Genomic DNA, 14,615 nt, shown 5'->3' with positions numbered 1-14,615 from the left:
TATATTTCGCTGCTGGCATATTCACTCCTGTGGACGGGTTTGGGGGTGCACCATAGAATCAAGAGGAATTGCCACAGCGACCTGCGGCTTTACACCATGCGTGGGGGCGCTGAGCATTCTGTGACGATTGGTACGCCTTGTTCCAGTCGCAGACGTGCTGAAGGGTTGCACATGCGGTCAATAGTAAAACGCGCACTCGCCGTGATCGGCCTGGCTGGAATGTTGGCCCTACCGGCCACCTCCGCTTGGGCGGCCGATCCGGTGACCATACCGTCCGGCCAAAACATCGTGGACGATGCCAACGTCCTGGGCAGCCGAAAAGGCGAAGTCCAAGAGGCCATTCAAAAGACTCTCAAGGACCACAAGTACAACCTGTACGTCGTCACTGTGGACTCCTTCACCAACCCGTCGGTGCCTTCGGAGTGGGCCAAGACTGTGGCCACCAACAAGGGAATGGGCAAGGCAGACGCCATCTTGGCGATCTCCAAGGCCGGGCAATACTACTTCGCCCTTAACTCTGCTAGTTCCATCGCCTCAAAGCAGTCCAACATCACGCAAAATGCTGTTGCCGCCAATTTGGGTGCGGGGAAGGCTGACTTTGCCCAGGCCGCAATCGATACGGCCGCTGCAATCGGCGACGCAGCAGGCGGAGGCAGCGGGACGGTTCCCAGCGGAAACGCCGGCGTCGGAGTGCTTGTCGGGGTTGGTGTGGTCGCAGCCGGTGGCGCAGGCACATACCTGTACCTCCGTAACCGGCGCAAGAAGGGCAGCGCCAAGGCTGTCAGCGCCAGCTACGGACCACAAGGTGAACAGCTTGACCCACTGGCGGGCCTGACCATTCCCGAGCTCCGCCAGAAGAGCGGCTCGCTGTTGATCGAGGCGGACGACGCCATTAAGTCCAGCGAGCAGGAGCTTGGCTTCGCTCAGGCTCAGTACGGCGATTCGGCGATTGGCAATTTCACCAAGGCCTTGGAAGAGGCTAAGGGCCACATGACGGAGTCCTTCAAACTGCAGCAGCAGTTGGATGACCACATACCTGACACCGAAGAGCAGCAGCGCAGTTGGCTCGGCGAAATCATTCGCCGCTCAGAAGCCGCTCTTGCCTCGCTGCGGGATCAGAAGGCTGACTTCGACTCGTTGCGCGAGCTTGAAAAGAACGCGCCCCAGGCCTTGGCGGCCGTGACCAGCGGAGCCAGGGAGGCTGATGCGAAGATCGCCAACGCAGAGCAGTCCCTCGAAAGCTTGCGCGTCAAATATGCCGAATCCGCTTTGACACAGGTCTCCGACAACATTCTTCAGGCCAAGGAGCGGCTGGCTTTCGTACAGAACGCTGCTACGGCCGCCCAAGAGAAGCTGGCAAACGGCGAGAACAGCCTAGCTGCTGTTGCCGTCCGTGCTGCCGAGGAAAGCCTCCACCAGACCAACGTCCTGATTGATGCCATCTCCAAGACGGCCGGCAGCCTGGATGAGGCCCGTGCTTCCTTGGAAGGCGCCGTAGCGGAAACGAGTCAGGACCTTGCGCAAGCACGGGCGATGATTCAGTCCGGTGCGCACCCGGAGCTCGCCGGTCCTGTGGCGGGCGTGGAAGCGGCCTTGGCGCAGGTCAAGACCGAGATCCAAGGCGGCAAGATCGATCCCATAGCGACGCTCAGCCGCCTGGAATCAGCTCACCAGGCGCTGGACCAGTCTCTGTCCGGCGTCCGCGATCAGCAGGAGCAAGCCCGCCGAGCGCAAGCTTCACTTCAGCAAACCATCATGGCTGCGCAGGCACAGATCAGTGCCACATCGGATTACATCACAGCGCGTCGCGGCGGCGTGGGCACGGAGGCTCGGACGAGGTTGGCAGAGGCCCAGCGCAACCTCGACTACGCGCTTTCCATCTCCCGGAATGATCCGGTCACTGCCCTTACCTATGCCCAGCAGGCGCATTCCCTTGCGGCACAGGCCGCTCAACTCGCCCAGTCCGACGTCGATCAGTTCGGCTACGCCGATCAGGGCTACGGACGCGGTGGAATGTTCGGCGGAGGTGGCGGAGGCGGCGGCCTCGGTGGTGCCATCCTCGGCGGCATTCTCATTAACTCCATCCTGAACGGAGGAGGCGGCGGCTGGGGCGGCGGCAACGACGGAGGAGGCGGCGGTGGATTCTTCGGCGGCGATTCCGGCGGCGGAGGAGACTTCGGCGGAGGCGGGGGCGACTTCGGTGGCGGAGACTCCGGCAGCTTCTAGCCAGACAGACTAGGCGGGGTCAACGCCCCGCATAGAAGCGGTACAACAACTGATCACTGATTTCAGTGTCACCACTGAGCAGGACGAAAGGCAACACCATGGTTAAGCAGTCCATTTTCGGTCGGATCTCACAGCTCGCCAAGGCAAACATCAACGCCTTGCTGGACCAGGCTGAGGACCCGCAGAAGATGCTGGACCAGATGGTCCGCGACTACACGAACAACATTGCCGAGGCCGAATCAGCCGTGGCCCAGACCATCGGTAACCTCCGGATGCTGCAGGCGGACTACAACGAAGACGTCAAGAACGCACAGGACTGGGGCAACAAGGCTCTGGCAGCGTCGCGTAAGGCAGATGAGTACCGCGCTGCCGGTGATCCCGTTGATGCCCAGAAGTTCGACAACCTTGCCAAGGTAGCCATCCAGCGCCAGATGACCGCCGAGTCCGAGGCCAAGGCCGCAGAACCGAGCATCGCCTCCCAGACCGAGGTAGTGGACAAGCTCAAGACCGGGCTTGACCAGATGAAGAACAAGCTGAACCAGCTGACTGCCAAGCGCAACGAGTTGGTGGCCCGTTCCAAGACCGCCGCTGCGCAGTCCCAGGTGCACGATGCCCTCAAGAGCATCGACATCATGGACCCCACCAGCGAAGTTGGCCGCTTCGAAGAGAAGATCCGCCGCGAAGAGGCCAAGGTCCTCGGCCAGCAGGAACTCGCCAGCTCCAGCCTCGATGCCCAGTTCAACCAGCTCGAAGACCTCGGAGAGCAAACGGAGATCGAGGCCCGGCTGGCAGCCCTGAAATCAGGCGGTTCCAAGCCTGCCATTGGCGCAGGAGCCCCGGCATCATCCGGCGCAACCGTGGATGAAGCTGACTTCGACAAGCTCTAGGAGCTAAACCGGGCTGCAACCGTCAATCGGACGGGCTGCCCACATACTGCAACAAGAACCGGGCCGGATCCTGAAAGGGATCCGGCCCGCTTCTGTTGTACGCGCCTGACCTACCCCACGGCTGGAACCTGTGAGTCTTGCCCCGGACTGACATCCGTTGCTACCTCGGCGCGGATTTCGAATCCCTTGGGATGGAAGTAGGTCACCGTGCACTCCAGAACCTCCCCGTGATCCCCAAGCGTCGTCCGTTCCAGACGGGGAACCATGGCGAACCCGCGCACGTTCAGAGCATCTGCCAGGTGCTCAGGCGGTGCGTGCATGGTGACCGTGATTTCGGCGCGGTGCAGGGGCTTCAGCGTCCTGTCCTGGATCACCTGGTAAATAGAGTTCCGTTCAGCATCCGCCAAACTGATATGGCGGCCGATGTGCGAGGGAATGAAGATCTCCGCGATGGCATAAGGCCATCCGGCGCTTGAGTAGGAGCGCCGGATGACCAGAACCAGGTTGTCGTCGGACACCAGCTTTGCTGGTACTGACTGGTCCTTCTCCATCCACTTGTATTCGATGAGTCCCTTGACAGTCTTCATCCCGGCTGCGGTAAACGTCTCCATGAACGGCGCCAGCCGATTCAGCATCTTGACGGGGCGCTGGGCCATCACGAAAGTACCCTTGCCTTGCCGTCGGACCAGCAACCCTTTGATAACCAGGCTTTCTATCGCTTTCCGGACAGTGGTCCTGCTGATGCCATATGCGTCCATCAGGGTCTCTTCCGTGGGTATCCGGGATCCCGGCTCCAGCCGGCTAACCTGGTCCGTTAGAACGTCAGCCACCTGCTGATACACGGCAACCGGACCATCCCTCTGAAGAACTTCACGCTTGAGGCCAAATCCATAGTCTTCGTTGACCATTGAGCGTCCCATCCATTTCTTGCCTCAGCGAATCCGGCTTTGATGCTAGCACCCGGCAGGCCTGCGACTCGTTAAACAAAAGATCCGGATCAGTCGTTACTGATCCGGATCTTTTCTCCAGTTGCGGGGACAGGATTTGAACCTGTGACCTCTGGGTTATGAGCCCAGCGAGCTACCGAACTGCTCCACCCCGCGTCGCAAGAACAACTCTACCGCACCCCTTGGGGTGCTTCTGACCATATGGCACTCAAGGTGCCGCAGATCACTCGCCCGTTGTCTGCGAGCCTGGCTGTGGTGGTGGCCGAGGGTCGGAAGCCGATCCCAGGCCGGCCGCCGCTGTCCCTTCTTCACATGATCCTAGGACGATACGGACCAAGCATCCTTCCGCTCGAAAGTGAAAAGGGTTGGGGCCAAACCCGAGGGACATAAAGAAGGGTTGGGGCCAAACCCGAGGGACATGAAGAAGGGTTGCGCTCAAGCACGAGGGACATGAAAGAGGGTTGGGGCCAAACCCGAGGGATGTGAGAGAGCGCCGGACTGTGGAGGTGCGGCGCGGCAGTTTGGGGCAAAACAAAAGGTCCGGATCAGTGAATACTGATCCGGACCTTTTCTCCAGTTGCGGGGACAGGATTTGAACCTGTGACCTCTGGGTTATGAGCCCAGCGAGCTACCGAACTGCTCCACCCCGCGTCGCAAGAACAACATTACCGCCCGGTGAATGGCAGACCAAATCGAGGGGACGTGATGTGCATCTCCCCTACGCAAAAGGCCGGCACCCGCCCCGGAAAGGAGCAAGTGCCGGCCCTTAGCCAGCTCCAGATCTAGCTGCTTGGCGTAGCCGAGGGTGTCGCACTGGGAGTAGCTCCCGGCGTCGTTGTTGGAGCCGGGGTGGCATCCAAGCGGCCCTGAGCATCGATCGCCTTCTGCAGTGCCTCAGACAACTTGGTCTGCTGCGCACCGTAGCCGGCGAAGTCACCCTTAGCCAAGGCTGCCTGGCCCTCTTGGATGGCCTTGTTGGCCTCGTCCAGGGCAGCCTTGAGGTCTGCCTTGGCATCGGTGGGGCCAGCCGGCGGTGTAGTAGTGCCCGGAGGCGCCGTTGGTGTCTGGCCATTGTTGGCGACATCCCCGGCAGAAGCGCCGGAGTCTCCACCGAACAACTGGTTCAGTGCCTCGTCAAGGGTTGGCGCGAAGCCGATCTTGTCACCGAAGGCAACCAGCACACGCTGCAATGTGGGGTATGACGTCTCACCTGTGGACTTCAGGTAGACGGGTTGCACATAGAGCAGACCGCCACCCACGGGAAGAGTCAACAGGTTACCGTTCAGAACATCTGATGCCCCCTGGCGCAGCAGGTTCAACGCCTGGGACACGGTGGGATCGGAGTTGAACTTGTTCTGCGCCTGGCCCGGACCCGGCACCTGGGTGTCGGTTGGCAACTCGAGGAGCCGCAGCTTTCCGTAACTATCGGCCTTGACCCCCTTCTCGTTTCCGGCATCAGAGTCAGCTGCAAGGAATCCATACAGAATGTTCCTCGCACTGCCATTGACAGTCTGCGGAATGAACGACGACGTCAGCTGGAAGGCCGGCTTCTCCTGGTCAGGCATTTGCAGTGACATATAGAACGGAGGCTGCTTGACTGCCTCGGAAACGGTGGGATCGTTCGGAACGCTCCAAGCATCGTTGTTCTGGTAGAAGCTGTCCGGATCTGTCACGTGGTAGCGGCCCAGAAGTTCACGCTGAACCTTGAAGAGGTCTTCGGGGTAGCGAACGTGGCTCATGAGGTCGCCGGACATTTCCGAGTACGGCTTGATGACTGTGGGGAAGACCTTCTGCCAAGCCTTCAGGATGGGGTCCTGATCATCCCACGCATAGAGATTCACCGAGCCGTCGTAGGCGTCCACGGTGGCCTTGACCGAATTCCGGATGTAGTTCACCGAGCTGTTCGGCAAGGCTACTGTGCGCCCTGCGCTGGTTTGGGAATCGGCCGTCGCATTCTGCAGTTGTTGAGGCTGGGAGTACGGGAAGTACTGGCTGGTGGTGTAACCATCAACAATCCACTTGACGCGGCCGTCCACCACTGCAGGGTAGGCGTTGCCGTCAACGGTCAGGTACGGGGCGAGCTTCTCAACGCGTTCGCGCGGATTGCGTTCATAAAGAATCTGGGATTCGGCGTTGACGCCATCAGAGAGCAAGAGATCCGATGACTGGAACTTGATGGAGTAGAGAATCCTATTGAGCCAGTTGCCAACATTCGGTCCGCCGTTGCCGCTGAAGGTGTATTGCGTTTCGCCGCCGCCTTCACGGCCCGCCGGCCGGTCCTGCTCGCGGTTCGGTGCACCATCCGGCGCTCCGACAATGGAGTACTCAGGTGAATTCTCACCAAAGTAGATGCGCGGCTCGTAGGAAGCGTCGTTTCCGAGGACACCATTGGACGGAATGCCCGACTGCAGGAATTCCGGCTTGCCATCGGCAGTGAACTTATTGCCCTTGGCTGCGACCACGCCATAACCATGGGTGTAAACGATGTGCCTGTTGACCCAGGTCTGCTGGTTGGCGCTGAGGCCATCAGGGTTCAGTTCGCGAACAGCAATAACCGTGTCCTGGACTTTGCCGTCCACCATGTAACGGTCAACATTCAGGGTCTGCGGGAACTGGTAGTACGGACGGTACTGCTCCAACTGGGCAAACGCCGAAGAAATAAGGTTCGGGTCAAGGAGGCGGATGTTGGCAGTGGTCTGTGCGTCCGCGGCCAAGGCACCCGTTGTGGCGGTGGTGGTGGCGTTGTAGGCGGATACATCAATCTTGTCCAGACCGTAGGCAGCCCGCGTCATCTTGATATTTCGATCGATGAAGTCCTTTTCCAAGGTGTTCTCGGACGGACGTACCTGGAACTGCTGAATGACCCACGGGTAGACGCCACCGGCAAGGATGGCCGTGATGACCAACATGGCGGTACCGATCACCGGAAGGCGCCAGCGGCCAATAACCGCGGCAATGATGAACAGGATGGCGACAAGACCCGCGGCCACAGCAAGGATCGCCTTGGTGGGCACCACGGCATTAACATCCGTGTACAGTGCGCCGGCCCAGCGGCCCGAGTTGCTCTGAACGGTGGTGTACCTGTCCAGCCAGAAGTTGATGCCCAGCAGGACCAGGAAGAGAGCGCCGGTGACGGCGATATGGATCTGCGCGGCACGGCTCGTAAAGATCCCGCGTTCCATGAGGCGGATGCTGCCATAGAGGTAGTGAGTCAAGATGCCGGCAATACCGGCAACTACCGCGATGCTGATCAGGAAACCCGTGACGAAACCGAGGAACGGCAGCGTCATCAGGTAGAAGCTGATGTCCATGTTGAAGAGCGGATCGTTCTGCCCGAAGGGCTCCTGGTTGAAGAACAACAGAGCCTTTTGCCACTGGCTGGCGGCTGCACTGCCGGCGAAAAGCCCGAACAGGATAGGTAGGCCGATCATGACAACCCTGCGAACAGGCTCGAGCTGGGCCTGGTAACGGTTCAGGTTGTCCCGGGCTTCAGCATCCGGAGCGTACACGGGCCGGGAGCGGTAGGCGATCCTGATGGCGAAGAAAACTGCGGCAAACATCATGGCGAAACCGATGAGGAACGTGATGATCCTGGCGAGGTTTTCGCGGATATAGACTTCGAAGAAGCCAAGCTGCTGGTACCACAGGACGTCAGTCCACACATTGGCGAAGAAAATGAACCCGACGACGGCCACTGCCACAACAATGAGAGTGGGCGTAAGGGCACCTCGTCTCAGCGGTGATCTTCCGGGCGGATTGGAGCTGGCGGGACGGGACAAACTCTGTACCTCATTGGTGTCAGTGAACAGTCGGTGTGCGCGTGCTGACAGTCTCTACCGCTGGGAGTTGGCAGAGGCCGTCATCTATGCCACGAGTGGCAGTGAAGCTAAGTTCCACCGTCAGTCTAGTTGTTTGTGCAGGTGGGAAGGCTCCCCGTGTCCTGGCCGGCTCCGAGCCGCTCCACCGCGGACTTGGCATCGGCAAGGGTTTCCACTTTTACTACCTGAAGCCCGTCCGGTACGTGGCCCACAACATCGGAACAATTGGATGCCGGAGCGAGGAACATGGTTGCCCCTTTTTGGCGGGCTCCTATCATTTTTTGGGCAATGCCTCCGATAGGTCCAACAGCACCATCGGCTGTGATGGTTCCCGTGCCCGCGACGTGTTTTCCGCCGGTGAGATCCCCCGGAGTGAGGTTGTCCACGATTCCCAGGGCAAACATCATTCCTGCGCTGGGTCCACCAACGTTGTCCAGGGAAATGCTGACGTCAAAGGGGAAAGTGAAGTCGCTTGCCAGCAGCACGCCCAGAACGTACCTGTCTGCCTGGTTCTTGGTGGGGGTTATGGTTTCGGAAACGGCAGCGCCTTTTCTGTCCAAGCCAACTACCGCGGGCGCGCCTGCTCCTGCAGCCAGTTCTGCCTGAACCACGCTCATGGAGGTGATGGCCTTGCCATTGATGGAGACCAGGCGGTCACCTTCCTGGATCTTGCCGGCGGACGGAGAAGGATCCGACAAGCCTGCCACGTTAAGCCGCTGCTCAAACGGGATCTCAAGCTCACGCAATGCTGCGGCGACCGCGTTCTCCTGCGACGTTTCCATGGCAATTTCGCCTTGTTGCACCGTCTGCTCAGCGGTGGTGCCCTTGGGGTAGATGAGCTCCTCCGGATAGATGGCCTTGGAAGGATCCAACCAGGCCCGGAACACATCGAAAATGGTTGCGGGAGTCTTCGGACCGCCGGTCATGACCACGGTGGTCAAATCAAGGTTGCCATTCGCGGGAAAAGACTCGCGACCGGAAATAGTGATGACCGGTTTGTCTCCGTCCTTGCCCAAAGTATTGAAAGTGGGACCCGCTGACTCGATGACATACGGAACCGGCAACGCTGCCGCCCCGATGCCGAGGCCCAGTGCCAAGAGACCGGAGATCACCATGATCATGTACCGGCCGTCACGGGGAGGTGACGGAGGCACGGAGGCGGAATCGGCGTCGGGCGTCTGACGCGGGTTCAATGAGCCCTCGGGGCTGGGTGAAGTAAGCATTGAGGCCTCTCTATGCCGGCATTGCGTGACCGGATCAATGGCTCCTGCCACCACGAGCGGCGGCGGCACGTACCAAACATCAACACTACGCGGTCTGCAGTAGCAGGACTGCTTTGCCTACAGCGAACGGGACCTCATCCGGGCAGACAGCCTTCGGGCCGCGCGGTACGGTGAAAGAGATCACCAGCCAGTTCGACGATCGGCGGCACCATGACTTCCAACCCCAACAATCCGTCCAACGACGATGACGAGACCCCCAAGGATCCACTGGCAGAAATGCTCCAGAACCTGATGGGCGGCCAGGGCATGGGCAACATCGATCCCGCCGAGCTGGCCAAAGCCGCAGGCCTGCCCAACGATCCCCAACTCCTTCAGCAGATGTTCGCCCAGGTTCAGGCCATGATGAGCTCCACCTCTGATGGTCCGGTGAATTGGCAACTCGCCCATGAGAACGCACGGCGCGTCGCAGCCGCCGGAAGCGATCCTTCCGTCAACGCCCAACAGGCAAGGGAAATCGACGAAGCACTCAGGCTTGCGGAACTTTGGCTGGACCCCGTAACTGACCTCTCGGCAACCGGATTGATCGGCCGGGCATGGTCCCGGGCGGAATGGGTTGAGGCGACCCTGGGGACGTGGAAGCGTCTGACAGAGCCGGTAGCCAACAGCATCGCCAACGCCCTGTCCAACGCGCTCACCCAGCAAATGCCTGAAGAAATGAAGTCCATGATGGGCGGCGCGTCCTCCATGCTGCAAAACATGGGTGGAGCGATTTTCGGCATGCAACTGGGACAGGCGATCGGCGCACTCTCAGCGGAGGTTGTCAGTTCCACTGACATCGGAGTACCCCTGGCAGACCTGGAGATGGCTCTGTTGCCGGCCAACGTCGCCAAATTCGGAGAAGGCCTCAGCCTTCCGGAGAACGACGTCCGGCTCTTCCTTGCCGTACGTGAGGCCGCCCACGCGCGCTTGTTCGTCCAAGTTCCTTGGTTGCGTGGTCATCTGCTCGGAGCCATTGAGGCCTACGCCCGCGGTATCCACATTGATATGTCCCGCATCGAAGACCTCGCCCGGGACCTGGACCCGAGCAACCCCGAAGGAATTCAGGCAGCACTGTCCCAGGGGGTCTTCACACCCGAACGCACCCCCATCCAGACGGCCGCCTTGGAGAAGCTCGAAACAGCGCTTGCCCTGGTGGAAGGCTGGGTGGACGAACTCACGGCCGAAGCCACTGACAAACTGCTGCCCTCCGCTACTGCACTGCGTGAAACCGTTCGTCGGCGTCGTGCTACAGGCGGACCTGCCGAACACGCGTTCTCGTCCCTCGTCGGCTTGGAACTACGCCCGCGCCGGCTCCGTGAAGCGGCAACCCTTTGGGCGACGCTGAAGGAAGAGCGAGGCATCGCCGGCCGTGACGCAATCTGGCACCACCCGGATCTCCTGCCAACAGGTGAGGATTTGGACGACCCCAAGGGCTTTTCTGAACGTCGGCGCCTTGCCGAAGCAAGTGACAGCGATGTTGACGACGCCCTGCAGAAGCTCTTGAGCGGCGGCTACGAAACCACCGAAGACGATACTCAGGCTTCGAATTCCGGGGGCGATTCCGCAGAGAACGAATCCGGCCAAGCCCCGGAAACCGACAACACGGACCCCGAGGCACCGAGCAAGTAAGCAGCACCATCGGAAGAAACGCTGAGTAACGGCCGCCACTACCGGGCGGCCGTTACTGCGTTAAACGTCTGCCGCCCTAGTCAGCTATGTCGGCGGCGGAATCGCCGTGGCCCTCCGGGTCAGGTTCCGTAGGGATACCCCGCGATGTAGCGAACGCAACGCCCTCCAGGAAGGCCTTTGCCCGCTGAGTTTCAGGGTATGCCTCAACCAACTTCCAGAACTGGGCATTGTGCCCTGCCACCAGCAAGTGGGCGAGCTCGTGCACCAGGACGTAGTCAATAACCCACTGCGGCATACGCTGCAACTTGTTGGACAACCTGATGGTGCCGTCCGCAGGAGTTGCCGAACCCCACCGGGAATTCTGGTTGGAGACCCATCGGACCGAGGACGGGACGGCTCGACCACCGAGGTACGTTTGCGAGAGGTGTTCAGCATGTTTGGCCAGTGCTTGGTCCGTGGCTGGACGCCTCCTGCCGGAACCTGTTTGGCGTTCCCCCTGCTTCTTCAGCTTGGCCAGCATCCGCCGAACCCACTCCCGTTCCTGGGATTTGGTGAAGCTGGCGGGGATGGCGATCACAGCACTGCCGTCTTCCCAGAAGGCGGCAACGGTTCGGCGCCGTCTTGCTGATCGACGCACGACCACCGGCGCGCCGTCATCGGTGGTGTGAGGGACGTCGGCGTCGGAGCCGGGCCGGCGGGCCATCAGAGTTCGCTGCTCTCAGCGAGTACAGCCAGGACAGCTTCCCCATACCGTTCGAGCTTGGAGGGGCCAATACCTGCCAGGCCAGCCAGTTCCTCCAGCGATGAAGGCTTGGCCTCTGCAATGGCGGTCAGCGTAGCGTCCGTGAACACAACGTACGCTGGAACATCAGCCGATTGGGCTTCGTCCCTTCGCCATTGCCGCAGGGCGTCGAACGTTTGTTCCTCATAGGTTGGCGGACATTGGTTGCAGCGCCCCACCTTGCGTTCGGCTCCACTGGCCAGCATGCTCCCGCAGACCTTGCACGACGCCGGGGCCGCGGCTTTCCGTCGCGTGGGACCCGTCTTACTGCGTGCGTTGGCGGAAGCCACGGAATTAGGGCGAAGCCCGTCAAGGAAACGTGACGGCTTCCGGTTGGCCCGACCACCCGGTGTGCGGGCTGTAGACCATGAAAGATTCAGGTGCTCGCGCGCCCGGGTGATGCCGACGTAGAGCAACCTGCGTTCTTCGTCCACATCCTCGGGGGTATCTGCAAAGGAAATGGGCATGAGGCCTTCGCTGAGGCCTACAAGAAACACTGCGTCCCATTCCAGGCCCTTCGCTGCGTGCAGGGAAGCAAGTGTCACACCTTGAACCGTCGGGGCGTGCTGGGCGACCGAGCGCTCCTGTAGTTCGTTGACGAACTCAGCCAAGGTGAAGGACTCTCCGCGGCTGATGGCAAGCTCATCAGCCAACGCGACCAAAGCTGCCAAGGATTCCCACCGCTCACGCAGCGCTCCCCCGCTGTGCGGGGCTGCATCCGTGTACCCGAGTGAGGCAACGATATCCCGGACGATCTGCCCCAGTGCTTCCTGGGGCCCCTCGGCCACGGCACGGGTTGCCGCCCGCAGCTGGAGGATGGCATCGCGGACTTCCTTGCGTGCAAAGAACCTCTCGCCTCCCCGGAGCTGGTAGCCGATCCCGGCCGAGGCAAGGGCTTGTTCGTACGCTTCAGACTGGCCGTTGGTCCGGAACAGGATGGCTATTTCGCTGGCCTTGACCCCGGTGTTGAGCAGTTCCTGAATTCTGCCTGCCACTACCGCTGCCTCAGCCTCATCATCCGGGCACTCCATGAAGCGGGGCTCCGGACCGGAGGGCCGTTGGGCTACGAGCTTGAGCGGCGAAGCCCACGCGGCATCTGCCACCGGGCCGCCGCTTCGGCGGGAGCCCAGGAGGTCGTTGGCCAGCTTGACCACTTGCGGTGTAGACCGGTAATCACGAATGAGCTTGACGACGGTCGCTTCGGGAAACTGGGCTTTGAAACCCAGGAGATGCTTGGGTGAAGCTCCGGTAAAGGAGTAGATGGTCTGGCTGGCATCGCCCACCACACATAACTCGTTCCGCCCCCCGAGCCACAAATCCAGAAGCCGCTGCTGCAAGGGCGAGACGTCCTGGTACTCGTCCACCACGAAATGACGGTATTGCTCCCTGACCGTTGCCGCTACCTTGGGATCCTCCTGAAGAATCCCCACAGTGATCAGCAGAACATCTTCAAAGTCGATGACATTGCGGTCTGTCTTGATGTCCTCATAAGCCTGGAACACCCGGGAAACGGCGGTGAGATCGAAACCTCCGGGCGTTCCACGCCCTTGCGCGTTCTCCAGGTAATTAGCCGGGGTCAACATGGACACCTTGGCCCACTCAATCTCGGCCGCCAGATCCCTGATGGATGCGCGATCCGTACTGAGGCGAAGCCTGCGGGAAGCTTCGGCAATCATGTTGGCCTTGTGGTCCAGCAAGCTGGGCAACGTGCCTCCTATTGCTTGCGGCCAAAAGAACTGCAGTTGCCTCAATGCGGCTGCGTGGAAGGTGCGGGCTTGAACACTGGCAACCCCGAGATCACGGAGCCTGCTGCGCATCTCGGCCGCGGCCCGGGCAGTGAACGTCACGGCCAGCAGCCTCTGCGGGCTGTAGACGCCGGAGTGAACTCCGTAGGCAATGCGATGCGTGATGGCACGTGTCTTACCCGTGCCTGCACCCGCCAGGACACACATGGGTCCCGTCAAGGTACTGGCTACTTCGCGCTGCTCTTCGTCCAAGCCGCCGAGAATGCGTTCCTCAAGTGAGACACCGCTGTTGAAAATCTCTTCGGTCACGGCTGGAGGTCTTCGATGACGCCGCCGTACCAGTGCTCAATCAATGAACGCGCAATGGACAGGCGCGTTGAGATGGTGATTTCACCGCTCAAGACGGCCGCCTGCAACTCCTCACGACTGAACCACCGGGCACGGGTGACCTCTACGCCGTCGGGCCGCGCAACGGCGTCGTCCGTCTTGGCTGTAAAGCCCAGCATGAGGGAAGCAGGGAAGGGCCAGGACTGCGAACCGAGGTACTGGCAGGCAGTCACCCGGACACCTACTTCTTCCCCGATTTCCCTGACAACGGCCTGCTCCAGAGATTCACCGGGTTCAACGAATCCTGCGAGCGTCGAGTAATTTTTGGCATCCAGCGGCCCGCCTCCGCCGAGCAGGAGCCGGCCATCAGGGCCCACCACCGTGACAATGATGGCCGGATCAGTCCGGGGATAGTGCTCTGAATTGTCCTTGGGACAACGACGGACCCAACCGCCTGCCTCGATATCCGTGGGTGCCCCGCACTGCGGGCAATGCGTGTGGGTTGCGTGCCAGTTGGAGATTGCACTGGCCTCGATGAACAACGCGGTGTCCTTGGCATCCAGACGTGCCGCGACGTCCCGGAAGCCGGCCCACTCCGCATCCAACGGCACCGTTGCCGTGCCGGGAGCAGGCGGTTCCGCAACCGTGAACAGCACGATGGATGTGCCTTCCGGCAACGAAGACGACGTCAAGGTGGTCCCCAAATAGATGGCAGCAACACCGGCGGCAGCTGATCCACCAAGAGCATTCCAGAGCGGAGCTGCGTCCCCGAGCCACAATCCATCAGTGGTAACCAACGCTTTGCGCTGAGAAATGACCATGGCCTTTGCCGATCCGGAGGCGATGAGCTCCTCAACCATTCCCGGCTTCATGCGGATGCCCGAGCCGCGATCCACCATGGCAGGGCGAACGGGAAGGACAGTGTCCATCAGGTGGTTGGCTAGCCCCGGTGACTCCGTATAACTCATGTATCTACCGTACTGACTCGTACCG

9 protein-coding genes and 2 tRNA genes are annotated in these 14,615 nt (G+C 60.8%); 3 read left to right on the top strand and 8 right to left on the bottom strand.

Going from position 1 to position 14,615, the window contains the following annotated elements; genetic code table 11:
• Positions 1-171 precede the first annotated feature (171 nt).
• Positions 172-2,226, top strand: a complete 2,055-nt coding sequence (locus tag BACI9J_RS06710; protein WP_201296527.1) for a TPM domain-containing protein — start codon at positions 172-174, stop codon at positions 2,224-2,226.
• A 98-nt stretch (positions 2,227-2,324) separates the two neighbouring features.
• Entirely contained in the window at positions 2,325-3,113 is a 789-nt protein-coding gene (locus tag BACI9J_RS06705; RefSeq protein ID WP_159733709.1) for a PspA/IM30 family protein, read from the top strand.
• A 110-nt stretch (positions 3,114-3,223) separates the two neighbouring features.
• Here BACI9J_RS06705 and BACI9J_RS06700 read toward each other — a convergent pair whose 3' ends face one another.
• The 5 genes from BACI9J_RS06700 to BACI9J_RS06680 form a co-directional block, all read right to left on the bottom strand.
• Positions 3,224-4,021 (bottom strand): GntR family transcriptional regulator, encoded by a 798-nt coding sequence (locus BACI9J_RS06700; protein WP_159733708.1) that lies wholly within the window; start codon positions 4,019-4,021, stop codon positions 3,224-3,226.
• Between the two features lie 121 nt (positions 4,022-4,142).
• Positions 4,143-4,216 (bottom strand) — tRNA-Met (locus tag BACI9J_RS06695).
• Between the two features lie 421 nt (positions 4,217-4,637).
• Positions 4,638-4,711: transfer RNA gene (locus tag BACI9J_RS06690), tRNA-Met, on the bottom strand.
• A gap of 131 nt (positions 4,712-4,842) precedes the next feature.
• The gene (locus tag BACI9J_RS06685; RefSeq protein ID WP_159733707.1) at positions 4,843-7,839 is read right to left on the bottom strand and encodes a UPF0182 family membrane protein; all 2,997 of its coding nucleotides are present in this window, start codon (positions 7,837-7,839) and stop codon (positions 4,843-4,845) included.
• A gap of 125 nt (positions 7,840-7,964) precedes the next feature.
• Positions 7,965-9,101: a YlbL family protein gene (locus BACI9J_RS06680; RefSeq protein WP_159733706.1), complete on the bottom strand. Its 1,137-nt coding sequence runs from the start codon at positions 9,099-9,101 to the stop codon at positions 7,965-7,967.
• Between the two features lie 210 nt (positions 9,102-9,311).
• Between BACI9J_RS06680 and BACI9J_RS06675 the strand changes: the two genes are divergently transcribed.
• Positions 9,312-10,769: a zinc-dependent metalloprotease gene (locus tag BACI9J_RS06675; RefSeq protein ID WP_159733705.1), complete on the top strand. Its 1,458-nt coding sequence runs from the start codon at positions 9,312-9,314 to the stop codon at positions 10,767-10,769.
• 76 nt (positions 10,770-10,845) lie between these two features.
• Here BACI9J_RS06675 and BACI9J_RS06670 read toward each other — a convergent pair whose 3' ends face one another.
• From BACI9J_RS06670 to nudC, 3 genes are read right to left on the bottom strand one after another with little or no spacing between them, the layout of a single operon-like run.
• Entirely contained in the window at positions 10,846-11,472 is a 627-nt protein-coding gene (locus BACI9J_RS06670; protein ID WP_159733704.1) for a M48 metallopeptidase family protein, read from the bottom strand.
• The gene (locus BACI9J_RS06665) at positions 11,472-13,604 is read right to left on the bottom strand and encodes an ATP-dependent DNA helicase UvrD2 (protein WP_159733703.1); all 2,133 of its coding nucleotides are present in this window, start codon (positions 13,602-13,604) and stop codon (positions 11,472-11,474) included. The genes BACI9J_RS06670 and BACI9J_RS06665 overlap by 1 nt, the downstream gene beginning before the upstream one ends.
• Entirely contained in the window at positions 13,601-14,590 is a 990-nt protein-coding gene (gene nudC, locus BACI9J_RS06660) for an NAD(+) diphosphatase (protein WP_159733702.1), read from the bottom strand. Before nudC ends, BACI9J_RS06665 begins: the two co-directional genes overlap by 4 nt.
• Positions 14,591-14,615: the final 25 nt, after the last annotated feature.

It is taken from the genome of Arthrobacter sp. 9V (genome assembly GCF_902506065.1).
Classification (GTDB): domain Bacteria; phylum Actinomycetota; class Actinomycetes; order Actinomycetales; family Micrococcaceae; genus Arthrobacter.
Note: the sequence above shows the minus strand (reverse complement) of the source record. Positions and strands in the feature narration are given on the sequence as shown.